The sequence below is a fragment of the Clavibacter michiganensis subsp. tessellarius genome, assembly GCF_021922985.1.
Lineage (GTDB): Bacteria > Actinomycetota > Actinomycetes > Actinomycetales > Microbacteriaceae > Clavibacter > Clavibacter tessellarius.
On record NZ_CP040788.1, the window covers coordinates 3,191,816 to 3,214,457 of the forward strand.

Sequence of the window (22,642 nt, forward strand, 5' to 3'; positions counted from 1 at the left end):
CGGTGACCGCCACCCTGCAGGGCGCCTCGGCGCCCGACTCGGCCCCCGCCTACCCGACGGGACGGCCGCCCGCCGTCACGCCGGCCAAGCGCGTGGTCGCGGCCCTCCGGTCGAAGCCCTCCGTCGTCGCCAGCGTCGTGTTCGTGGTGCTGGTCACGGTGCTCGCGGTGTTCGCGCCGCTCCTATCCGGGATCACCGGCTGGGGCCCGACGACCTTCGACGCCGACGCCGTCGACCCGGCCCTCGGCGGCCTCCCCATCGGCCCGTTCGGCGGCGTGAGCGCCTCGCACTGGTTCGGCGTCGAGCCGCAGAACGGGCGCGACATCTTCGCCCGCATCGCGTACGGCGCCCGGGTGTCCCTGCTCATCGCGGTCTCCGCCACGGTCGTCACCACGACGATCGGCGTGATCGCGGGCATGGTCGCCGGCTACTTCGGCGGGATCGTCGACCAGGTCGTGTCCCGGGTCATGGACCTCCTCATGGCCTTCCCGGCGCTGATCTTCATGATCGCCATCCTCTCGGCGCTGCCCGCGGGCAACCGGCCGGCGCTGCTCGTCCTCACGCTCAGCATCTTCGGCTGGCCGTACACGGCGCGACTCGTGCGCGGCCAGACCATGACGATCCGCACGCGCGAGTTCGTGGAGGCGGCCCGGGCGTCCGGCGCCTCCTCGATGGGCGTGATCTTCCGGGAGGTGCTGCCGAACCTGCGCGGCACCATCATCGTGCTGGCCACGCTCTCGGTGCCGGGCTACATCGGCACCGAGGCGGGCCTCTCCTTCCTCGGCGTCGGCGTGCTGCCCCCGACGCCGTCGTGGGGCCAGATGATCGCCGACTCGGTGAACTGGTACACGGTCGACCCGGCGTACTTCATCGTGCCGGGCTCGTTCCTCTTCCTCACGGTGCTGGCGTTCACGGTCTTCGGCGACCACCTCCGCACCGCGCTCGAGCAGGGGGAGGCGGCATGATCGGCTACCTCGTCCGCCGCGCCGGAGCGGCCCTGGTGGTGCTCGCGCTCATCAGCCTGTTCACCTACATGATCTTCTTCCTGCTCCAGCCGGACCCCGCCGTCACCATCTGCGGCAAGACCTGCACGCCGGACAAGATCGACTCCATCCGCCAGCTCCTCGGCCTCGACCGGCCGTTCTGGGCGCAGTACGGCGACTTCATCGCGGGCGTCTTCACTGGGCGCACCTACGGCGACGGCCCCACGGCGATCCAGTGCTCCGCGCCCTGCCTGGGCTTCAGCTTCCAGACGCAGCAGTCCGTGCTCGACCTGATGCTGTCCCGCCTCCCCGTGAGCATCACGATCGCGGTCGGCGCGGCGGTCCTCTGGATCGTGTTCGGCGTCGCCGGCGGCCTCGTCAGCGCCATCCGGCAGGGCAGCGTGTGGGACCGGACCGCGATGGGGGCGGCGCTCACCGGGATCAGCGTGCCGATCACCTTCGCGGCGCTGCTCCTGCAGTACGTGCTCGTCGTGCAGCTGCAGGTGCTGCCGTTCCCGCAGTCCGTCGCGTTCTCCGACGACCCCGTCATGTGGTTCGACTCGTACCTCATGCCGTGGATGGTGCTCGCGCTCGGCTACGCGGCGATCTACGCGCGCATCGTCCGGGCCAACGTGATCGACACCCTGCAGGAGGACTACCTGCGGACCGCGCGCGCCAAGGGCCTGTCGGCGGCGCTCGTGATCCGCCGCCACGCCCTCCGGCCGTCGCTCACGCCCGTCGTGACGCTGTTCGGCATGGACTTCGCCGGGCTGCTCGGCGGGGCCGTGATCGCCGAGAAGATCTTCGGCCTCAACGGCGTCGGCAAGCTCGCCGCCGACTCCATCGCCAAGAACGACCAGCCCGTCATCATGGGCGTCACGCTCCTCGCCGCGGCCTTCGTGGTCGTCGGGAACGTGGTCGTCGACGTGCTGTACACCGTGCTCGACCCCCGAGTGAGGATCACCGCGTGACCGCCACCGCACCGCACCAGCCGCCCGCCCGGGCCGTCCCCGGGACGCCGCTCCTCGAGGTCCGGGACCTCACGATCGCGTTCCCCACCTCGCGGGGGCCGGTGGAGGTCGTGAAGGACCTCTCCTTCCGGGTGGAGCCGGACAGCACCCTCGGCATCGTGGGGGAGTCGGGATCGGGCAAGTCGATGACCTCGCTCGCCGTGATGGGCCTCGTGCCCCGCGGCGGCACGGTGACCGGCAGCATCAAGCTCGCGGGCGAGGAGCTCGTGGGCCGGCCCGACGCCGAGCTCCGCCGCTTCCGCGGCGACCGCATGGCGATGGTCTTCCAGGACCCGCTGTCGTCGCTGAACCCCTATTACACGGTGGGGCTCCAGATCGAGGAGGCCTACCGGGCGCACCGCGGCGGATCCCGCCGGGCCGTGCGGCAGGTGGTGGTGGAGGCGCTCGAGCGCGTCCGGATCCGCGAGGCCGGCACCCGCGTCGACCACTACCCGCACCAGTTCTCGGGCGGCATGCGGCAGCGCATCATGATCGCGATGGCGCTCTGCCTCGAGCCCGAGCTGCTCATCGCGGACGAGCCGACCACCGCGCTCGACGTGACGGTGCAGGCGCAGATCCTCGACCTGCTGCGCGAGATCCGGCGCGACACGGGGATGGGCATGCTCGTCATCACCCACGACCTCGCCGTGGTCTCCTCCCTCGCCGACGAGGTGCTCGTCATGCAGGGCGGACACCGCGTCGAGAGCGGCACCACGGAGCGCGTGTTCACCGCGCCCGAGGACCCGTACACGCACGCGCTGCTCGAGGCGATCCCCCGCATCGACGCCGCCTACGACCGACCGACGACGGGATCCGCCTCATGAGCACCCCCTCCACCGCGCCCGAGCCGTTCCTCTCGGCCCGCGGCCTCACCAAGGAGTACACGACGCGCGGCGGCCCCGGCCTCCGCCCGCCGGTGCGCCGGTTCCTCGCCGTCGACCACGTGGACCTCGACGTGCCGACCGGGCAGACCCTCTCGATCGTGGGCGAGTCCGGATCCGGCAAGTCGACGACGGCGCGCATGGTCGCGCACCTGCTCCAGCCGACGTACGGCTCGTTCTCGCTGAGGGGCGAGGACATGACGCGGGCGTCCGGCGCGCGCCTCCGCGAGTTCCGGCGGCAGGTGCAGGTGGTGTTCCAGGATCCGGCGTCGTCGCTCAACCCGCGGCACACGGTGGAGCAGATCATCAGCGCGCCGCTGCGGTACCAGGGGATCCGGACGCCGGGCGGGCACGGGCAGCTCGTGCGCGACCTGCTCGACCGGGTGGGCCTGAACCCCGACCACGCGCAGCGCTACCCCGCGCAGTTCTCCGGCGGCCAGTGCCAGCGCATCGGCATCGCGCGGGCGCTCGCCGTGCAGCCGGGCCTCATCGTGTGCGACGAGGCGGTGTCCGCGCTCGACGTGACGGTGCAGGCGCGCGTCATCGCGCTGCTCCGCGACCTCCAGCGCGAGCGCGGCCTCAGCTACGTCTTCATCGCGCACGACCTCGCCGTCGTGCGGCAGCTCTCCGACCGCGTCGCCGTGATGAGCGCCGGGAAGGTCGTGGAGGAGGGCACGCGCGACGACGTGTTCGAGCGGCCGCAGCACCCGTACACGCGGTCGCTGCTCGACGCGGTGCCGCGCATCGACCCCGAGTGGGACCGGAAGCGGCTCGCCTCGCGGCGCGCGGCCGGGCTCGACACGACCGCCATCGAGACGGCGGGCGGGTCGGCCGCGTGATCGTCGGATCCGCGACCGTCCCCGGCGTGCACGTCACCGACCACGAGATCGAGGTGCCGCTCGACTGGGCGGCGGCCCGCGCGGGGGAGCCGACCCCGACGATCACCGTGTTCGCGCGCGAGCTCGTCGCGCCCGAGCGCCGGGCGGACGACCTGCCCGCGCTCCTCTACCTCCAGGGCGGGCCGGGCGGGAAGTCGCCGCGCGTGCTCGACGACGGCGGCTGGATCGGCCACGCCCTCCGCACGCATCGCGTCGTGCTGCTCGACCAGCGCGGCACCGGGCGGAGCACGCCCGTCACGGCCCGCACCATGCTGCGGTTCGGCGACGACCACGCATCCGCCGCCCGGTACCTCGCACTGTTCCGGGCCGACGCGATCGTGCAGGACGCGGAGGCGCTCCGGCAGCACCTCGAGGGCGGCCGCCGCTGGTCGACGCTCGGCCAGAGCTACGGCGGGTTCCTCACGCTCACGTACCTGTCGCACGCGCCCGAGGCGCTGTCGGCCTGCTACGTGACGGGCGGGCTCGCCTCGCTCGACCCCTCCGCGGAGGAGGTGTACCGGCGCACCTACCCGCGCACGGCCGCCAAGAACGCGGGCTACCACGCGCGCTACCCGGGCGACGTGGCGATCCTGTCCCGCCTCGCCGACCGCCTCGCCGCCGGCGACGTGACGCTGCCCGACGGCGACGCGCTCACGGTCCGGCGCCTGCAGACGATCGGCATCGACCTCGGCATGGGGCCCGGGCGGGAGCGGATCCACGCCCTCCTCGACGAGGCCATCGACGACCGCGGCGAGCCCACCGACGTGCTGCTCGCGGAGGTGCTCCGCCTCACCTCGTACGCGGCGAACCCGCTGTTCGCAGGCTTGCAGGAGAGCATCTACGCCTCCGGCACCCGGCCCGCGACGGCGTGGGCGGCCGAGCGGGAGCGCGACCGGCACCCGGCATTCGCGCCCGGCGCCCGGCCCCTGCTGCTCACCGGCGAGATGATGTACCCCTGGATGTTCGAGGAGATCCGGCTGCTGCGCCCGTTCCGCCCGGCGGTCGAGCTGCTCGCCCGGCGCGACGACTGGCCGGAGCTCTACGACCCCGCGCGGCTCGCCGCCAACGAGGTGCCGCTGGCCGCCGCGATCTACCACGACGACATGTACGTGGACGCGGGCCTGCAGCAGGAGACGGTCGCGCGCGTGGGCAACGCCCGCGCCTGGATCACGAACGAGCACGAGCACGACGGCCTCGGCGCGCCCGGCGTGCTGGGACGGCTGATGGACACGATCGCCCGCGATGGAGGAGGGATCCCCCGATGACCGACACGACCCACGAGACCGCCCCGGGCGTCACCGCCGAGGAGCGCCGCCCGCCGCGGCTCGCCCAGGTGCCCGCGTTCCGCGACCTGATGGCGGGCGGCTGGATCGCCCCCGACCGCACGCCGTCGACCGTGCCCGGCGCCGTCGAGGCGTCCGCCGCGCACCGCGACCGCCTCAGCGCGGCGATGCCCGGCGTGACGCTGGCCGTCGTCAGCGGCTACGCGCCCACGCGCAACGACGACTGCCGCTACGCCTTCCGCGCGGACAGCGACTTCGTGTGGCTCACGGGGGTGCAGGTCGAGGGCGCCGTGCTCGTGATGCACGCGGTGCCGGGCGGCCACGACGCCGTCCTGCACGTGCCCGCGCCCGCGCATCCGGGCGACCCGCGCTTCTTCTCCGACGCCGACCACGGCGAGCTCTGGGTGGGGCCCGCGCCCGCGCACGCCGACTGGCAGCGCGCGCTGGGCATCCCGGTGCGCGACCCCGACCGCCTCGCGGGCGACCTCGCCGGCGTCCGCGACGTGCGCCGGGCCGGAGCCGTGACGGGCGTCCCGTCCGCGCTCGCCGACGTGCCGCGGGACGGCGCGCTCGTGGCGGCGCTCGGCGAGCTGCGCGTGATCAAGGACGCGTGGGAGATCGAGGAGCTGCGCCGCGCGGTCGACGACACGGTCGAGGGCTTCGCCGAGGTCGTGCGGGCGATCCCGCGGGCGCAGGCGGCCGGCGGCGAGCGCTGGCTGCAGGGCACGTTCGACCGGCACGCGCGCACGGTCGGCAACGGCCCCGGGTACGCCACCATCGTGGGCGGCGGCGGCCACGCGACGATCCTGCACTGGGTGCGCTGCGACGGCCCGCTCCGCGACGGCGAGCTCGTGCTGCTCGACATGGGCGTGGAGGCCCGCAGCCTCTACACGGCCGACGTCACCCGCACGATCCCCGTCTCCGGGTCGTTCTCGCCCGAGCAGCGGCTCGTGCACGACGTCGTCGAGCGCGCCCACCGCGCCGGCCTCGACGCCGTCGCGCCCGGGCGCCCGCTCGTCGACTTCCACCACGCCTCGATGGAGGTGGTGGCCCAGGGCCTCCACGACCTCGGGCTGCTGCCGGTGTCGGTCGACGAGGCGCTCTCGCCCGCGGGACAGCACCACCGGCGCTGGCTCGTCTGCGGGATCGGGCACCACCTCGGCCTCGACGTGCACGACTGCTCCGGCGCCGGCACCGCCGGGTACGACCGCGCCGTGGAGCCGGGCATGGTGCTGACGGTGGAGCCGGGCCTCTACTTCCAGCCGGACGACGCGATGGTGCCGCCGGAGCTCCGGGGCATCGGCGTGCGGATCGAAGACGATATCGTGGTGACGCAGACGGGGTCCGACGTGCTGTCGGATGCGCTGCCGATCGACGCCCGGGGCCTGGAGTCCTGGATGCGGGAGCAGCGGTCCCCGTCCTGACACCCCGAGGAGGACACGCGTGAGCCTCTCGGCCCTGCGTCCCGCACCCCCGCGCGCGAGCCTGCGCGAGCACGTCCACCAGGCCCTGTCGGCCGCCATCGTCTCCGGCGAGCTCGAGCCCGGCACGCTCATCACGGTGCCGACGCTCGCGGTGCGCTTCGACGTCTCGGCGACGCCCGTGCGCGAGGCCGTGCTGGAGCTGGAGAAGCGCGGCTTCGTCGAGACCGTGCGCAACAAGGGCTTCCGGGTCACGGCCGTGAGCGACGAGGAGCTCGGGCACCTGGTGCAGGTGCGCCAGCTGCTCGAGGCGCCCGCCATGGAGCGGCTCGCGGGCCGCGTGCCGGACGACGCGCTGCCCGCGCTCGAGGGGCTCGCCGACCGCATCGAGCGGGGCGCGCGCGACGGCGACCTGCGCGCGTACCTCGAGGCCGACCAGGAGTTCCACCTCTCCCTCACGCGGATGCTCGGCAACCCCGTGCTCACCGACTCCATCGCCGACCTCCGGTCGCGCACGCGCCTCGTCGGGCTGGCGTCGATGAAGGAGAGCCGCCACCTCGACGACTCGGCCGCGGAGCACCACGAGCTGCTGCGCGCGCTCGTGCGCGGCGACGGCCGGGAGGCGCACGCGGTGATGGTGCGGCACATCCGGCACGCCACCGGCTGGTGGGCCGGGCACGGCGAGGAGGACGGGGACGCGCGGGGGGACGAAGCCGCCGCGGCTTCCGCCGCGGGATCCGCCGGTGCCTCCGCTGCTGCCTCCGCCGCGGCCGGAGCGCGGGGTGCGGAGGCGGCCGCCGAGCCCGTCGCCGAGCCGGCCGCGCGACGCTGATCGCCCTCCCCGGGAGGCGGACTTCCCCTCTCGGCTGATGTGTGACATATTACTGACACCGCCGCCCGCCCCGCCGCCCCACATCGGGCGCCCCGACCCGTGAGAGCAGGGACCGCATGACGCGACACGTGGTGGTCGTCGGGGGAGGCATCGTCGGCGCGGCCTGCGCCCGGTCGCTCGCGCGGGCCGGGATCCGCGTCACGGTCGTCGAGCGCGCCGCGGTCGCGTCCGGCACGAGCGCGCAGGGCGAGGGCAACATCCTCGTGTCCGACAAGGGCCCGGGCGCCGAGCTGGAGCTCGCGCAGCTTGCCGCCCGCCGCTGGCCCGAGGTGGCCGCCGAGCTCGCCGACGAGCTGGGCGACGCGCTGCCGTCGATCGAGTACGAGCCCAAGGGCGGGCTCGTCGTCACGACCACGGCCGAGGGCGCGGATCCGCTCCTCGCCTTCGCCGCCACCCAGCGCGCCGCAGGTGTCGAGGCGATCCCCGTCGACGTGCGCCGCGCGCTCGAGCTCGAGCCGTGGCTGAACCCGGGCATCACGGCGGCCGTGCACTATCCCGAGGACGCGCAGGTGCAGCCCGCCATCGCGACCGAGGCGCTCGCGGCCTCGGCCCGTCGCGCCGGCGCGGTCGTGCGGACGGGCGTCGAGGTGATCGGGCCGCTGCTCGACGCCGACGGCGCGCTCCGCGGCGTGCGGACGACCGCGGGCGACATCGCGGCCGACGACGTGCTCGTGGCCGCCGGCCCCTGGTCGGGCGAGGTGGCGCGCGCCCTCGGCGTCGAGCTGCCCGTGCTCCCGCGCCGCGGCGTCGTGCTCGTGACGACGCGCATGCCGCACCGCATCCTCCACAAGGTCTACGACGGCGACTACGTGGGCGCGGTCGGATCCGGGGACGGCGCCCTGCAGACCTCGGGCGTCGTGGAGTCGACGCCGTCGGGGACCGTGCTCATCGGATCCAGCCGCGAGCGCGTGGGCTTCGACGCGTCGCTGCGCGTGGCCGTGCTCGAGGAGCTCGCCGCCAAGGCCGTGCGGCTCTTCCCCTTCCTCGCCGACGCGAACGCGATGCGCTCCTACGGCGGCTTCCGGCCGTACCTGCCCGACCACCTGCCGGTCGTGGGTCCGGATCCGCGGCTGCCGGGGCTCTGGCACGCGAGCGGGCACGAGGGCGCCGGCATCGGGCTGTCGGTCGCGACGGCCGACCTGATCGCCGCGCTGATGACCGGGGCCGCGACGCCGCTCGACGTGACGCCGTTCTCGGTCGCGCGGGCGTCGCTCGGGCTGGACGTGCCGGGCGCCCGCGCGTCCGGGGCCGCGTCCGCCGCTGCCGCCGCCGCGTCCGCTGCCGCCTCCGCCTCGTCGGGGGTGCGCGCGTGACGCCGCGGCGCGTGGATCCGTCGCGCGACCCGATCCGCCCCGCGGCCGCGGAGGCCGTGCGCTTCACCGTGGACGGGGACCCGGTCGAGGGCCTGCGCGGCCAGACCATCGCGGGCGCGCTGCTCGCGTCCGGCACGCTCGCCTGGCGCACGACCGCGAGCGCCGGCCGCCCGCGCGGCGTCTTCTGCGGGATCGGCGTGTGCTTCGACTGCACCGTGACCGTCAACGGGCTGCCCGACGTGCGCGCCTGCCAGCGACGCGCGGTCGACGGCGACGTGGTGGAGACGGGACCGGGGCCGACGGTGCCGGATGCCGGCGCGGCTTCCGCGTCTGCTGCCGCCTCGCCGGGCGCTGCCGCCGCTTCCGCTTCGCCGCCCGCCGCCGCGCCGGCCGCCGACGGGGACGCGTCGTGAGCGCCGCGGACGAGCGGCGGCACGTGGTCGTCGTCGGCGCCGGGCCCGCGGGGCTCGCCGCCGCGGTCGCCGCGCGCGGACGCGGCGCGCGGGTCACGCTGCTCGACGCGTCCGACGAGCTGGGCGGCCAGTACTGGCGGCACCTGCCGGACGCGCGGCCGGCGGCGCGGGAGCGGATCCTGCACCACGGCTGGGACGCCTTCACCGGCATGCGGGCGCGGCTCGCGGCCGACGACGGCTGCGACATCGTGACGGGCGCGCAGGTGTGGGCGATCGAGCGGCCGGCGGCGCCCGGCGGCGATGCCGCGGCAGGGCAGGCCGACGCGACGGCACCCGGCGGCGATGCCGGGGCGGGCCAGGCGGACGCGGCACGGCCCGCCGCGGTCGTCCACGTCCTCGTCGGCGCGGTCGACGGATCCGGCCGCGCGCCCCTGACCCTCCGCCCCGACGCCCTCGTGCTCGCGACCGGCGCGCACGACCGCACGCTGCCGTTCCCCGGCTGGGACCTGCCGGGCGTCTTCACCGCGGGCGCCGCGCAGGCCCTCGCCAAGGGCGAGCGCGTGCGCGTAGGCGACCGCGTGATCGTCGCGGGCGCCGGGCCCTTCCTCCTCCCCGTCGCGGTGTCGCTCGTGCAGGCCGGGGCGCGCGTCGTCGGGATCCACGAGGCCGCGCGCGTGCCGTCGCTCGCCCGCGGCTGGCTGCGGGACCCGCTCGGCCTCGCCCGCGCGCCGCACAAGGCCGCCGAGCTGGCCGGATACGTGTCCGTGCTGGCGCGCGAGCGGATCGGGTACTCCACCGGCAGCGCGGTCGTCGCCGCGCACGGGACCGACCGCGTCGAGGCCGTCACCGTGCAGCGCCTCGACGCGACGTGGGCGCCCATCCCCGGCACCGAGCGGCGGATCCAGGTGGACGCCGTGTGCGTCGGCCACGGCTTCACGCCCCGGCTCGAGCTGCCCATCGCGGCGGGCTGCCGCATCGGGTCCGACCGCTTCGTCGAGGTCGACGCCGACCAGGGAGCAGGACCCGCGGGCGTCTTCGCCGCGGGCGAGATCACCGGCATCGGGGGAGTCGACCAGGCGCTCGCGGAGGGCGAGGTCGCGGGGCACTGCGCCGCGGGCGGATCCCCGTCCGACGCCGCCGTCGCGCCCGCCGTCCGCCGCCGGGCCGTCGCGCACGACGTGGCCGGCCGCATCGAGGCCGCGCACGGCATCCGCCCCGGCTGGACCGGCTGGCTCCGCGACGACACGCTCGCGTGCCGCTGCGAGGAGGTGCCCGTCGGCCGGATCCGCGCCACCGCCCGCGCCGCGCGCTCCACCGACCTGCGCTCCATGAAGCTCGCCACGCGCGCCGGCCTCGGCATCTGCCAGGGCCGCGTGTGCGGGCGCACCGTCGAGGAGCTGCTCGCGGGGGAGGCGCCGCCCGCCGGATGCGCGCCGGACGGAGCCGCGCCCGCCGGATCCGCGCCGGCCGGCCCCGGCTCCGACCGCCGCCCGATCGCCTCGCCCGTGCGCCTCGGCGAGCTCGCCGCCGCGTACGACCTCCGCGACGCCGGACCCCCGTCCCTCGCCGCCGCCGCGCCCGGCGTCGACGACGACCCGCGCGATCCCGCGCCCCCGACCACCCCCGCACCAGCTCGCACCACCGACCGGAAGGACCTGCCATGACCGCACCCGCCCTGGACCTCGGAGGCGTCGTCGTCGCCACCACGCTGCCGTTCCGCGAGGACGCATCGGCGCCCGCCGGCCTCGCCGTCGACTACGACGCGTACGCCGCCCACTGCGACTGGCTCATCTCCAACGGCTGCCGCGGCGTCGGCCCGAACGGCTCCCTTGGCGAGTACTCCTCGCTCACGGACGAGGAGCGCCGGAAGGTCGTGCAGGTCGCGGTCGAGGCGGTCGGCGGGCGCGGCGTCGTCGTGGCGGGCGTGCACGGCGTCGGCTGGCACCAGGCCAGGAAGTGGGCCGAGATCGCGGCCGAGGACGGCGCCGACGGCGTGCTGCTCCTGCCGCCCACCATCTACCGGGCGAGCGACGACGAGGTCGTCGAGCACTACGCGCGCGTCGACGAGGTCGGCCTGCCGATCATGGCCTACAACAACCCCTTCGACACCAAGGTCGACCTCACGCCGCAGCTCCTCCAGCGCCTCGACGCCCTCGAGAACGTCGTGGCGATCAAGGAGTTCTCGGGCGACATCCGCCGCGTGACGGAGATCCAGGACCTCACGGGCCTGGACGTCATCGCGGGCGCCGACGACCTGCTGCTCGAGTCGCTCATCATGGGCGCCGTCGGCTGGTTCGCGGGCTACCCGAACGCCTTCCCGCGCGAGGCCGTGGAGCTCTACGGCCTCGCGACCGCCGGTCGCATCGAGGAGGCGAAGGCGCTGTACCAGCACCTCGTGCCGGTGTTCCGCTGGGACTCGCGCACCGAGTTCGTGCAGGCCATCAAGCTCTCGATCGACGTGGCCGGCGAGAGCACGGGCGGCCCCACGCGTCCGCCGCGCGCGCCCCTGCCCGCCGCGGTCGCCGAGCAGGTCACGCGCGACACGCGCCGCGCGCTCGACCACCTCGCCGGGCGATGACGTTCCCTGCGAGGCTGGCAGGATGAGGTCCTCCCGCGTCTTCCACGCCGTCGACTCGCACACCGAGGGCATGCCGACCCGCGTCGTCACGAGCGGGTTCGGCGTGATCCCCGGCTCCACCATGAACGAGCGGCGCCTGCACCTCATCGAGCACCTCGACCACCTGCGGCTGCTGCTCATGACCGAGCCGCGCGGCCACGCGGCGATGAGCGGCGCGATCCTGCAGCCGCCCACGCGCGACGACTGCGACTGGGGCGTCCTCTACATCGAGGTCTCCGGCTGCCTGCCGATGTGCGGCCACGGCACCATCGGCGTCGCGACCGTGCTGGTGGAGACCGGGCTCGTGGAGGTGCAGGAGCCGGTCACCACCATCCGGCTCGACACCCCCGCGGGCCTCGTCATCGCGCGCGTCGACGTGGTGGACGGCCGGGCCGCGTCGGTCACGATCGAGAACGTGCCCTCCTACGTGGAGCGGCTCGACGCGACGATCGAGGTGCCGGGCCTCGGCACCGTGCCGTACAGCCTCGCGTTCGGCGGCAACTTCTACGCGGTCGTCGAGCTCGAGCGCCTGGGGCTGCCGTTCGACCGGGAGCGCCAGCAGGAGATCCTCCAGGCGGGGCTCGCCATCATGGGCGCGATCAACGCGCAGGACGCGCCCTCGCACCCGGAGATCTCGGGCGTCGACCACTGCCACCACGTGGAGTTCCTCGCGCCCGGATCCGACGCGCGGCTCTCGCGGCACGCCATGGCCATCCATCCGGGCTGGTTCGACCGGTCGCCGTGCGGCACGGGGACGTCCGCGCGCATGGCCGAGCTGTGGGCCCGCGGCGAGCTCGCGGTGGGCGACGAGTTCGTCAACGAGTCGTTCATCGGCAGCCGCTTCGCCGGGCGGATCCTGCGGGAGACGACCGTCGCCGGCCGGCCCGCCATCGTCCCCGCCATCACGGGCCGGGCCTGGATCACCGGCATGGGCCAGTACCTGCTCGACCCCACCGACCCGTTCCCGAGCGGCTTCCGGTTCTGAACCGGCGCGCACATCCGAGGAGAGACATGACCCCGCACGAGACCGACACGACCACCGACCCGACCGCGGATCCCGCCGTCGCCGCGACCGTGGACGCCGTCGCCGCGCGCGCCGCGTCGGCCGCCGCCCCGCTCGCCGCGCTCGCCCCGGCCGTCCGCGCCCGCGCGCTCGAGGCCGTCGCCGACGCGCTCGAGGCGATCCGGCCCGAGCTGCTGCCCGTCGCCGAGCGGGAGACCGCGCTCGCGCCCGGCCGCCTCGCGGGCGAGCTGACCCGCACGACCGTGCAGCTGCGGATCCTCGCGGCCGCGGTGCGCGACGGCCGCTACCTCCACGCGCGCATCGACCACGCGGATCCGGACGCCGCGCCCGCCCTGCGCCCCGACCTCCGCCGGTACCTCGTGCCGGTCGGGCCGGTGCTCAACTTCGCCGCGTCCAACTTCCCGTTCGCGTTCTCCGTCGCGGGCGGCGACACGGCGTCGGCGCTCGCGGTCGGCTGCCCGGTGGTCGTGAAGGCGCACCCGGGCCACCCGGAGCTGTCGCGCCGGGTCGCCGCGGCCGCGTCCGCCGCGCTCGTCGCGGCGGGCCTGCCCGAGGGGACGCTCCAGCTCGTCGAGGGGGAGGAGGCCGGGCTCGCCATGCTGCGCGACCCGCGGATCCGCGCCGCCACCTTCACCGGCTCCCTCCGCGCCGGCCGCTTCCTCGCCGACGTCGCCGCGGCCCGCCCTGACCCGATCCCGTTCTTCGGCGAGCTGGGCAGCGTGAACCCGGTCGTCGTCACGGAGCGCGCCGCCGCCGAGCGCGGCGAGGCCATCGCGCGCGCCCTCGTGGCCAGCGCCGCCGGATCCGCCGGCCAGCTCTGCACCGCGCCCGGCATCGTGCTGATCCCCGCGGGCCACGGCCTCGACGCCGTGCTCGCGGAGGAGGCCGGGGCCGTCGCGCCGCACGGGATGCTGAACGCCCGCATCGCCGAGGGCTACGCCGACGGCCGGGCCGCCGCGATCGCGGTCGACGGCGTGCGCCTCGTCGCCGAGGGGCGCGCGCCCGCCGGGGACGACGGATCCGTGACGCCCACGGTCGCCGCCGTCGCCCTCGCCGACTTCGAGGCCGCGGGCGACGCCCTCCGGCACGAGGTGTTCGGCCCGTTCGCGCTCCTCGTCGAGTACCCGGCCGGCACCGACCTCGCGGCCCTCGCCTCCCGCACCTTCACGGGCGAGCTGACCGCGAGCGTGCACCTCGGCGCCGACGAGGCCGAGGCGGGCGGGGCGGCGACCGCCGACCTGATCCGCGTGCTCGCCGCCCGCGCCGGCCGCGTGCTCGTCGACGCGTGGCCCACGGGCGTCTCGGTCACCGATGCGCAGCAGCACGGCGGACCCTGGCCCGCGACCACGCTCGACCGCGGCACGAGCGTCGGCACGGCGTCGCTCGACCGGCTGCTCCGCGGCGTCGCGTTCCAGGGCGTGCCCGACGCGCTGCTGCCGGAGCCGCTGCGCACCGCGAACCCGTGGGGCGTGCCGCAGCGCGTCAGCGCCCGCGGGCATCGCGCGTAGGGGAACGCGGGCGCCCGTCGGGGCCCCGCCGACGCCCGCGGCTGAGGGTTCCCACAAGCCGCGGGGGCCCGGCGCGGGAGGGCGTTGGAGGCCCGGCACGTGTTATTCGGCAGGTGGAGGATCCGTGCATAGCGTGGCCGGTGCCGACGGGGACGCCGGCGCAGGCGAACTGGCGGAGGATCCATGGTCGACACGGCGGCACGAAGCACCACCCGCGGCACGAGGGGACGAGGCCCCGCGGCAGGTGCGCTCCGGGGGACGCCCGTGCCGGTCGCGGGCGAGGTCGACGCCGAGGTCGCGCAGGACCTCGACCGCACCGACGGCCGCCAGGACGCGCCGGGCGCCGGTCCGCGGATCGACGTCGAGGGCCTCGGCCGCGTCCTCCTCGGGCGTTGGGCCGACGTCCGCCGCTCGTCGCGCGAGCTGACGAGCCGCCCGGAGCTGCACCGCGTCGAGGGGCTCGACATGCACCAGCACCGGGCGCGCGTGCGCGAGCAGCTGGCGATCCTCGTGGAGCACGGCGGGGTGCACCGCGCCTTCCCGGTCTCCGTGGGCGGGCTCGAGGACCACGGCGGCAACATCGCGGGCTTCGAGGAGCTCGTGGCGGCGGATCCGTCGCTCCAGATCAAGGCCGGCGTGCAGTGGGGCCTGTTCGGCTCCGCGGTGATGCACCTCGGCACCGAGCGCCACCACCGCGAGCTGCTGCCGGGGATCATGACGCTCGAGACGCCCGGCGCCTTCGCCATGACCGAGACCGGGCACGGCTCCGACGTCGCGAGCATCGGCACGACCGCGACATACGACCCCGAGACGGGCGAGTTCGACCTGCACACCCCGTTCCGCGCCGCGTGGAAGGACTACCTCGGCAACGCGGCGGTCGACGGCCGCGCCGCGACGGTGTTCGCGCAGCTCGTGACCCAGGGCGTGAACCACGGCGTGCACTGCTTCTTCGTGCCGCTCCGCGACGAGACCGGCGCGTTCCTGCCCGGCGTCGGCGGCGAGGACGACGGCCTCAAGGGCGGCCTCAACGGCATCGACAACGGCCGGCTGCACTTCGACCACGTGCGCGTCCCGCGCGCGAACCTCCTGAACCGCTACGGCGACGTGGCCGAGGACGGCACGTACACGTCCGAGATCACGAGCCCCGGCCGCCGCTTCTTCACGATGCTCGGCACGCTCGTGCAGGGCCGCGTCTCGCTCGACGGCGCCGCCACGAGCGCCGCGAAGATCGCGCTGCAGATCGCCGTCACGTACGGCAACCAGCGCCGCCAGTTCGTCGCGGGCGGCACCGACGAGGAGGTGCTGCTCGACTACCAGCGCCACCAGCGCCGGCTGATCCCGCGCATCGCCACCACCTACGCCGCCTCGTTCGCGCACGAGAAGCTTCTCGCGCAGTTCGACTCGGTGTTCTCCGGGAGGACCGACACGGATCAGGACCGGCAGGACCTCGAGACCCTCGCCGCCGCGCTCAAGCCGCTCAGCACCTGGCACGCGCTCGACACGATCCAGGAGGCGCGCGAGGCGTGCGGCGGCCAGGGCTTCCTCGCCGAGAACCGGCTCGTGGGGCTCCGCGCCGACCTCGACGTCTACGCGACGTTCGAGGGCGACAACACCGTGCTCCTCCAGCTCGTCGCCAAGCGCCTGCTGACCGACGTCAACCGCCGGTTCGCGAAGGCCGACTTCGGGGTGCTCGCGCGCTACGCCGTGGAGCAGGCCACCGACCGCACGCTCCGCTCCACGGGCCTGCGCCGGATCGGGCAGGCGCTCGCCGACCGCGGATCCACCGCCCGCTCCGTGGGCCAGCTCCGCGAGCCGGAGACGCAGCGCGCGCTGCTGACGGGCCGCGTGGAGACGATGGTCGCGGAGATCGCGACGGCGCTGCGGGCCACCCGCACGATGCCGCCCGCGGAGGCCGCGGCGCTGTTCAACCGGCACCAGGACGCGCTCATCGAGGCGGCCCGCGCGCACGCGCAGCTGCTGCAGTGGGAGGCGTTCACCGAGGCGCTCGATCCCGCGTCGGAGACCGGCCGCGTCATGGACGACGGCACCCGCCGGATCCTCACCTGGACCCGCGACCTGTTCGGCCTCCGCCTCATCGAGGACGACCTGGCCTGGTACCTGATCCACGGCCGCATCGGCTCCGCACGCGCCCGGGCCGTGACGGCCTACGTCGACCGGCTCGTCGCCCGCCTGCGCCCGCACGCGCAGGACCTCGTCGACTCCTTCGGCTACACGCAGGCCCACGTGCGCGCCCCCGTCGCCTCCGGCGAGGAGCGGGACCGCCAGGACGAGGCGCGCGCGTACCGCGACGCCCGGATCGCCGACGGCTCGGCGCCGCGGATGGAGAAGGGCGAGAAGAAGAAGGCGGCGCGCTAGCCCGACGCCGCGCGGCCGTGCCGGGCTGGGCCGTGCGCGGCATCTCGTCGTCCCTGCGCGTCAGGAAGCGGCGGAGCGGACCCGCACGACGTCCCTGCGGGCGCTCACCACGGCGTGCACGTCCGTGCGATGCGCTCCGATTCGGCGAGGAACGGATCCGTCCCGGCGGGTGGACCTGCATCCGCGAGGGCGGCGTCCGCGAGCCGGGACAGCTCCGCCCGGTCTCCGCCCTCGAGCTCGTCGGCGAGCTCCCGCCCGGCCATGTGGGAGGGCTTTGACCGGGTGATGCCGAACCGCCCCGCGACGCGGTCGAACGAGTCGGAGTCGGGAGCCGGGAGGCTGCCGGCGGTGTCCACGGCCGACAGCATGGCAGATCGTGCTCTGCCGGCGTCAGGCCTCGGGCGGCCGCGGATCGCCGAGGAACGGCATCATCGCCTCCGCCCAGTGGGCGTGCATGACGCGGTAGGAGAAGCGGTCGCGCACGTGCATGCGCGTGCCGGAGATGTCGGGGTGCGGCGCGTAGACGACGCCGTGCTCCGGGTCGTCGAGGCGGCTGGTGGCCCGGTTCAGCCGCGTGACCTGGGCGAGGAGGAGCTTGCGGCCGAGCATCGGGATCGGCTGGAAGCGGTCCATCGGCGGGATGCCCGAGAGGACGATGCGGCATCCGTCTCCCGCCTGGGCGCGGATGGCCTCGACGATGGCCGTGAGCCGGTCCGTCCACTCGGCCACCGAGGTCGCCACGAGCACGTCCGGGATCCCGAGCGCGACGACCGCGAGGTCGAGCGGACCGGTCCGGGCCGTGATCGTCGCGGCGGCCTTGCGCGCGGTCATGTCGTACGACGCGACGGTCTCCCACTCGACGCCGCGCCCCGTGCGGGCGCCGCGCCGGCCCGCGACCTGCGCGGGCATCGCCATGCCCGCGAGGAGCACGCCGTACCCGGCCACGCCGATGTCGCCGACGAAGAGCACGCGCTCCGGATCCGGACCGGCGAGCGAGGACACGTCGTCGTGCGGCGGGAAGATCGCCGCCTCCATGTCGCGCATGTAGAGCGCGAGGTGCAGCCGGAGGGTGGGCCGCGCCACGGCCAGGGCGGCCAGCGAGGCGAGCGGCAGCAGCGGCTGCCGCGTCGTCCGCGGGACGGTCCGCGTCGTCGGTCGCCTCACGGGAAGGGCGGGCAAGGGGTCCTCGTCTCTCGGCGGGGAGGGTGGTGTCCTCGGAAGGGTACGCGGCGCTCGGCCCGTCCGTCCCGCGCCGCCCCGGATCGGGGGCGCCGCCGCGCCTAGGCTCTTCGCATGCAGACCCTCTTCCCCGAGATCGACCCGTACGACACCGGCATGCTCGACGTGGGGGACGGCCAGCTCCTGCGCTGGGAGACGTCGGGGAACCCGGACGGCATCCCCGTCGTCTTCCTGCACGGCGGCCCCGGCGGCGGCACCAGCCCGACCCACCGGCGCCTGTTCGACCCCGCGCGCTACCGCATCGTGCTCGTCGACCAGCGCGGCTGCGGCGGGAGCACGCCGCACGTCTCGACGCCGGAGGCCGACCTCGCCGTCAACACCACGTGGCACCTCGTCGCCGACCTCGAGCGGCTGCGGGAGCACCTGGGCGTCGAGCGCTGGCTCGTGTTCGGCGGATCCTGGGGCTCGACCCTCGCGCTCGCGTACGCGGAGACCCACCCGTCGCGCGTGACGGGCCTCATCCTCCGCGGCATCTTCACCCTGCGGGCGAGCGAGCTCGACTGGTTCTACGAGGGCCCCGCGGGCATGGTCTACCCGGACGGGTGGGAGGCGTTCACCGCGCCCGTGCCCGGGGTGGAGCGCGGCGGGATCATCGCGGCGTACGCGCGTCTGCTCGCGGACCCGGACCCCGCGGTGCACGGGCCGGCGGCGGTCGCGTGGAGCACGTGGGAGGCGTCGGGCATCACGCTGCTGCCGAAGCCCGAGGTGGTGGCGCGCTTCGCGGAGCCGACGTACGCGCTCGCGTTCGCCCGCATCGAGAACCACTACTTCATGCACGGCGGGTGGATGGAGGACGGCCAGCTGATCCGCGACGCGCACCTGCTGCGCGACATCCCCACCGAGATCGTGCAGGGCCGCTACGACATGTGCACGCCGCCCGCGACCGCGTGGGACCTGCACCGGGCGCTGCCCGCGGCGCGGTTCACGATGGTGCCGGACGCGGGGCACGCCTTCGACGAGCCGGGGATCCTCGACGCGCTGATCGAGGCGACCGAGCGCGCGGCGGACCGGCTGGGCGCGGAGCGCTGACCCGCCGCCGGGCCGCCGCGCGGGCGGGCCGGCGGCCGGGACCCCGCCTAGCGGCTGACGAGCGTCGGCGCCGCGTGCGCGGCGGGCTGCGGCAGCGGCGCGGCGGGGGCCGCGGCGGTCGCGCCCGCGCCGCTCAGGACGTCGAGCGCGCGCCGGAGGCGGGTGCTGGAGGTGTGCATCGTGTACGGGAAGTACACGACCTCCACGCCCACGGCGGCGAACTCCGCCTCGAGGCGCTCGCCCTTGGCCGTGCCGCGCCAGTCGTCGCCCTTGAAGAAGACGTCGAAGCCGACCTCGCGCCAGGTGTCGACCTTGTCGGGCAGCGTCTCCGCGCGCGCCTGGTCGACGTAGCTGATGTGGCTCACGATCTCGAGGCGCTCGGCGAGCGGCACCACGGGCGTGATGCCCTTGTTCAGCTCGAGCATCTCGTCGGAGACGACGCCCGCGATGAGGAAGTCGCAGCGGCTCTTCGCGTGCTTGAGGATGTTGAGGTGGCCGACGTGGAACAGGTCGAATGCTCCAGCGGCGTAGCCGATTCGGGTCATGGCTCGTCGTTCTCCCAGGTGGACCGCGGCCGGGCGCGGGTACGCGCGGATGCGGGATCGGGTCCAGCCCGGTGCGGGTACGCCGGGCGGAGGTCGACCCGCTCGCGACGCGGGTACGTCGGCCTCCCTGGGTGGGGGAGGCGGGAGCGGGTGGATCTGCCGTGATCTTACGGGCGACCCGGCGGGCCGCGGAAGCGGGATACCCGAACGGGGGGTGATCCCGGTGATCCCGGGGGTCCGGCCGCCCGCCGGGGGCCATGACCTCCTTTTGGGGGACACAACACCCTGTTTCTGGGTTACATTCATCGAACCCCACCTGTCTGGTGGGTTTTCATCAGCCTGTCTGACGGACCGATCCGAGCGAGGACCCGCCCGCATGCATCCCCACCCGATCCCCACCCGAGCCCGAACCCCGAAGCACTCCGCGTCCGTCCCCCGGACGCGCTCCACCCGCCCCGCGCTCGCGATCGCCGTCGCGATCGCCCTCGCCGTCCCGGCCGTCCTCACCGCCCCCGAGGCCGCGCACGCGGCCGGCGGTCAGGGCCTCGCGGCCGGCACCCCCGTCTTCTCCGACTCCTTCACCCGCAGCGCGACCGGCGGCTGGGGCGCGGGGTACGCCTACGACGGCGTCTCCCCGTTCCGCGCGAACGGCGCGCAGGGCGTCATCGACCTCGCGAGCTCCGGCACCGCGGCCTGGGCCGCCGTGCCCGTGGCGGCGCCCGCCGACAGCGAGACCACCGTCCGCGTGCTGATCCCGCGGGTCCCCGCCCAGGGCAACGGCGTCTACGCCGGCGTCCAGCAGCGCGTGGCCGGCTCCTCCTATTACCAGTCGAGCGTGCGGGTGGACAGCGCGGGCGACGCGCGGCTCTCGGTCGTGCGCGTCAACGGATCCACCGCCGGGCAGGCCACCGTCGTCGGCGACACCGTCGTGGCGCGCGGCGTCGTGGCCGGCCGCGTGGTGAACATCCAGTCGCGGGTCTCGGGCACCTCCGCCGTCGCGATCGACGCCCGCGCGTGGGTCGACGGCCAGTCGGTGCCCGGCTGGCAGGCCGCCGCCATCGACACGAGCGCGTCCCGCCTCTCCTCGGGGTCGGGCACGCGCCTGTGGTCCTACCTCTCGAAGTCCTCGGGACCCCAGCCGATCGCGTTCGACGACGTCGCCGTGCGACCGCTCACGACGCCGGTCGCCACCACGCCCACCCCGACGCCGACGACCCCCGCGCCGGCTCCCGCGCCCGGCACGGGCTCCGGCTCGTCCGACGCCGAGCAGGGCGTCTCCCTCGGCGACGCGCGCACGGGCTCCGGCTCGGCCGCGGTCGGATCCACCTCCTACGGCGTCCCCGGCGACGCGGTCTTCGTGTCGCCCACCGGCTCGAACTCCGGGAACGGCTCGAAGTCGGCGCCGTACGCCACCATCCAGAAGGCCGTCGACGCGGCGCCCGCCGGGCGCACGATCGTCGTCCGCGCGGGCACCTACCACGAGTCGGTCGTCATGCCGCAGGGCAAGGCCCTGACGCTGCAGGCGCACCCGGGCGAGAGGGTCTGGCTCGACGGCAGCCGCGCGGTCACCGGATGGCAGGCCGCGGGATCCACGCGCTTCGCCACCGGATGGGGCGTCACCTTCGACGCCAGCCCCACCTACACGCGCGGCAAGCCCGACGGCACCGCGGTCGGCTGGCGGTTCGTGGACCCGGCGTACCCGATGGCCGCGCACCCCGACCAGGTCTGGGTCGGCACGACCGCGCAGAAGCAGGTCTCCTCCCGCGACAAGCTCGTCCCCGGCACGTTCTTCGTGGACACCGCGGCCGACCGGCTCTACCTCGGATCCGACCCGGGCAGCCAGCCCGTGCGCTCGAGCGACCTCGTGCAGGCGCTCACCGTGCGCGGCGACGGCAGCACGGTGCGCGGCATCGGCATCCGCCGGTACGCGCCCTCGGTGCCGGACCTCGGCGCCGTCACGGTGACCGGCCGGAACGTGACCGTCGAGAACCTCGTGATCACCGACAACGCGACCACGGGCATCTCGATCACGGCCACCGGCGCGAAGGCGACCGCGCTGACGGTCGCCCGCAACGGCATGCTCGGGATGCACGCGAACTACGCCGACGGCCTGCGCGGCACGCGCCTGCTCGTCGCCGACAACAACACCGAGCGCTTCAACCGCGCGCCCGTGTCCGGCGGGTTCAAGATCACGCGCAGCCGCGACGTCGACGTGAAGGACAGCGCGATCCTCCGCAACGCCGGCAACGGCCTGTGGTTCGACGAGTCCGTCTACGACGCGAACGTCACGGGCAACGACGTGATGGACAACTCGGGATCGGGCGTGGCCTTCGAGCTCTCGGCGCAGATCGCGATCGTCGACAACGTGGTGGCCCGCAACGGCGAGGAGGGCGTCTGGATCGACGACACCGGCCACGTCGACATCTGGAACAACACGTTCGTCGCGAACGACCGGAACATCGACATCTCGCAGGGCACGCGGCGCGCGTCGAACCTCTCGACGCCCGGGCACGACCCGCGGCAGAAGCTGCCGGACCCCACCGTGACGTGGGTGGTGACCGACATCGACATCGCGAACAACGTGATGCAGGGATCCACCGGCAACGCCCTGCTGGCCGTCGAGGACCACTCGCACCAGCGCTCGGCCGGCCAGATGGGCATCACGACCTCGGGCAACGTGTACCAGCGCGACGCGGGCAACCGCCCCGGCTGGGCCGTCATCTGGTCCCGCGGGGCCGGCGACCCGGCGGTCTACGGATCCGCGCAGGCGTTCAGCGCCGCGACCGGCAACGACCGCTCGGCGCTCGCGATCGACGGGCGCCCGGTCGTGGGATCCGGCTTCCGGCTCACCGACGAGGTGCGCCGCGTGGAGACGCAGGTCGCCGTGCCGCTCGTCGGGGCCGTCGCCGGCCTCGTCGGCTGGCTGACCGGCGCGCGCGAGCTCGGGGCCGACGTGGGCTGATCCCGCGCGCACGACAGGACGGGCCGATCCCCTCGGGGGTCGGCCCGTCCTGTCGTCCGGGCGCGCTCGGGCGGCGGCGTCGGTACGGGCGCCGGTGGCCGCGGAGGCGGCGTCAGGGCGCCGATCAGTGCGCCGTCCAGTGCGCCGGCGCGCCGGATGAGTACGACTACTGGCCCCTGCGCGAGGGGCGGCGGACGGCCGCGACGGAACCTGGGAGGGCACCACGAGCCCGTCCCCGGACGGGCTGTCCACCGCCCACCTCCACCGC

The 22,642-nt window shown here is 75.2% G+C and carries 19 protein-coding genes; 16 read left to right on the top strand and 3 right to left on the bottom strand.

Translation table 11 applies throughout. The features are described from left to right. The first annotated feature begins 2 nt into the window (after positions 1-2). From FGG90_RS15220 to FGG90_RS15285, 14 genes are all read left to right on the top strand, one after another. Entirely contained in the window at positions 3-965 is a 963-nt protein-coding gene (locus FGG90_RS15220) for an ABC transporter permease (RefSeq protein ID WP_094126232.1), read from the top strand. Further along, positions 962-1,954 carry an ABC transporter permease gene (locus FGG90_RS15225; protein WP_094126231.1) on the top strand — a complete coding sequence of 331 codons (993 nt, stop codon included), beginning with the start codon at positions 962-964 and terminating at the stop codon, positions 1,952-1,954. Before FGG90_RS15220 ends, FGG90_RS15225 begins: the two co-directional genes overlap by 4 nt. Next, positions 1,951-2,817 carry an ABC transporter ATP-binding protein gene (locus tag FGG90_RS15230; RefSeq protein WP_094126230.1) on the top strand — a complete coding sequence of 289 codons (867 nt, stop codon included), beginning with the start codon at positions 1,951-1,953 and terminating at the stop codon, positions 2,815-2,817. The genes FGG90_RS15225 and FGG90_RS15230 overlap by 4 nt, the downstream gene beginning before the upstream one ends. Continuing rightward, complete coding sequence (locus tag FGG90_RS15235; RefSeq protein ID WP_094126229.1) at positions 2,814-3,713, top strand: ATP-binding cassette domain-containing protein; 900 nt, start codon at positions 2,814-2,816, stop codon at positions 3,711-3,713. Before FGG90_RS15230 ends, FGG90_RS15235 begins: the two co-directional genes overlap by 4 nt. Next, the gene (locus tag FGG90_RS15240; RefSeq protein ID WP_094126228.1) at positions 3,710-5,017 is read left to right on the top strand and encodes an alpha/beta fold hydrolase; all 1,308 of its coding nucleotides are present in this window, start codon (positions 3,710-3,712) and stop codon (positions 5,015-5,017) included. The genes FGG90_RS15235 and FGG90_RS15240 overlap by 4 nt, the downstream gene beginning before the upstream one ends. Beyond that, complete coding sequence (locus FGG90_RS15245) at positions 5,014-6,459, top strand: aminopeptidase P family protein (protein WP_094126227.1); 1,446 nt, start codon at positions 5,014-5,016, stop codon at positions 6,457-6,459. The genes FGG90_RS15240 and FGG90_RS15245 overlap by 4 nt, the downstream gene beginning before the upstream one ends. Positions 6,460-6,478: 19 nt before the next feature. Further along, entirely contained in the window at positions 6,479-7,288 is an 810-nt protein-coding gene (locus FGG90_RS15250; RefSeq protein ID WP_237583465.1) for a GntR family transcriptional regulator, read from the top strand. 116 nt (positions 7,289-7,404) lie between these two features. Further along, complete coding sequence (locus FGG90_RS15255) at positions 7,405-8,661, top strand: NAD(P)/FAD-dependent oxidoreductase (protein ID WP_094126226.1); 1,257 nt, start codon at positions 7,405-7,407, stop codon at positions 8,659-8,661. Continuing rightward, a complete protein-coding gene (locus tag FGG90_RS15260; protein ID WP_237583466.1) occupies positions 8,658-9,074 on the top strand; it encodes a (2Fe-2S)-binding protein in 417 nt (138 codons plus the stop codon). The genes FGG90_RS15255 and FGG90_RS15260 overlap by 4 nt, the downstream gene beginning before the upstream one ends. Continuing rightward, the gene (locus FGG90_RS15265; protein ID WP_094126225.1) at positions 9,071-10,738 is read left to right on the top strand and encodes an NAD(P)/FAD-dependent oxidoreductase; all 1,668 of its coding nucleotides are present in this window, start codon (positions 9,071-9,073) and stop codon (positions 10,736-10,738) included. Before FGG90_RS15260 ends, FGG90_RS15265 begins: the two co-directional genes overlap by 4 nt. Continuing rightward, a complete protein-coding gene (locus tag FGG90_RS15270) occupies positions 10,735-11,652 on the top strand; it encodes a dihydrodipicolinate synthase family protein (RefSeq protein ID WP_094126224.1) in 918 nt (305 codons plus the stop codon). The genes FGG90_RS15265 and FGG90_RS15270 overlap by 4 nt, the downstream gene beginning before the upstream one ends. A gap of 22 nt (positions 11,653-11,674) precedes the next feature. Then, positions 11,675-12,676 carry a proline racemase family protein gene (locus FGG90_RS15275; protein WP_094126223.1) on the top strand — a complete coding sequence of 334 codons (1,002 nt, stop codon included), beginning with the start codon at positions 11,675-11,677 and terminating at the stop codon, positions 12,674-12,676. Positions 12,677-12,702: 26 nt separating this feature from the next. After that, positions 12,703-14,223 (top strand): aldehyde dehydrogenase (NADP(+)), encoded by a 1,521-nt coding sequence (locus tag FGG90_RS15280; RefSeq protein WP_094126222.1) that lies wholly within the window; start codon positions 12,703-12,705, stop codon positions 14,221-14,223. 183 nt (positions 14,224-14,406) lie between these two features. Beyond that, positions 14,407-16,599 carry an acyl-CoA dehydrogenase family protein gene (locus FGG90_RS15285; protein ID WP_094126221.1) on the top strand — a complete coding sequence of 731 codons (2,193 nt, stop codon included), beginning with the start codon at positions 14,407-14,409 and terminating at the stop codon, positions 16,597-16,599. A gap of 104 nt (positions 16,600-16,703) precedes the next feature. On the opposite strand, the gene FGG90_RS15290 is transcribed toward FGG90_RS15285, so the two are convergent. Together FGG90_RS15290 and FGG90_RS15295 are read right to left on the bottom strand one after the other, a co-directional pair. Beyond that, positions 16,704-16,955: a CopG family transcriptional regulator gene (locus FGG90_RS15290; RefSeq protein WP_094131172.1), complete on the bottom strand. Its 252-nt coding sequence runs from the start codon at positions 16,953-16,955 to the stop codon at positions 16,704-16,706. 34 nt (positions 16,956-16,989) lie between these two features. Then, a complete protein-coding gene (locus FGG90_RS15295; protein ID WP_094126220.1) occupies positions 16,990-17,778 on the bottom strand; it encodes a GDSL-type esterase/lipase family protein in 789 nt (262 codons plus the stop codon). Between the two features lie 114 nt (positions 17,779-17,892). On the opposite strand from FGG90_RS15295, the gene pip reads away from it, so the two are divergent. Next, a complete protein-coding gene (gene pip, locus FGG90_RS15300; protein ID WP_094126219.1) occupies positions 17,893-18,867 on the top strand; it encodes a prolyl aminopeptidase in 975 nt (324 codons plus the stop codon). Positions 18,868-18,914: 47 nt separating this feature from the next. Here the strand turns inward: pip and FGG90_RS15305 are convergent, their stop codons facing one another. Then, a complete protein-coding gene (locus FGG90_RS15305) occupies positions 18,915-19,412 on the bottom strand; it encodes an adenylyltransferase/cytidyltransferase family protein (RefSeq protein WP_094126218.1) in 498 nt (165 codons plus the stop codon). A gap of 376 nt (positions 19,413-19,788) precedes the next feature. Here FGG90_RS15305 and FGG90_RS15310 point away from each other — a divergent pair, with 376 nt between their 5' ends. Beyond that, complete coding sequence (locus tag FGG90_RS15310) at positions 19,789-22,374, top strand: right-handed parallel beta-helix repeat-containing protein (protein ID WP_094126217.1); 2,586 nt, start codon at positions 19,789-19,791, stop codon at positions 22,372-22,374. Positions 22,375-22,642 lie beyond the last annotated feature (268 nt).

What these genes read in the sequence shown, in the direction of transcription:
- FGG90_RS15225 (WP_094126231.1), top strand. Translation starts at nt 962, where the DNA reads ATGATCGGCTACCTCGTCCGCCGCGCCGGAGCGGCCCTGGTGGTGCTC.
- FGG90_RS15235 (WP_094126229.1), top strand. Translation starts at nt 2,814, where the DNA reads ATGAGCACCCCCTCCACCGCGCCCGAGCCGTTCCTCTCGGCCCGCGGC.
- FGG90_RS15245 (WP_094126227.1), top strand. Translation starts at nt 5,014, where the DNA reads ATGACCGACACGACCCACGAGACCGCCCCGGGCGTCACCGCCGAGGAG.
- FGG90_RS15255 (WP_094126226.1), top strand. Translation starts at nt 7,405, where the DNA reads ATGACGCGACACGTGGTGGTCGTCGGGGGAGGCATCGTCGGCGCGGCC.
- FGG90_RS15270 (WP_094126224.1), top strand. Translation starts at nt 10,735, where the DNA reads ATGACCGCACCCGCCCTGGACCTCGGAGGCGTCGTCGTCGCCACCACG.
- FGG90_RS15275 (WP_094126223.1), top strand. Translation starts at nt 11,675, where the DNA reads ATGAGGTCCTCCCGCGTCTTCCACGCCGTCGACTCGCACACCGAGGGC.
- FGG90_RS15280 (WP_094126222.1), top strand. Translation starts at nt 12,703, where the DNA reads ATGACCCCGCACGAGACCGACACGACCACCGACCCGACCGCGGATCCC.
- FGG90_RS15285 (WP_094126221.1), top strand. Translation starts at nt 14,407, where the DNA reads ATGGTCGACACGGCGGCACGAAGCACCACCCGCGGCACGAGGGGACGA.
- pip (WP_094126219.1), top strand. Translation starts at nt 17,893, where the DNA reads ATGCAGACCCTCTTCCCCGAGATCGACCCGTACGACACCGGCATGCTC.
- FGG90_RS15305 (WP_094126218.1), bottom strand. Translation starts at nt 19,412, where the DNA reads ATGACCCGAATCGGCTACGCCGCTGGAGCATTCGACCTGTTCCACGTC.
- FGG90_RS15310 (WP_094126217.1), top strand. Translation starts at nt 19,789, where the DNA reads ATGCATCCCCACCCGATCCCCACCCGAGCCCGAACCCCGAAGCACTCC.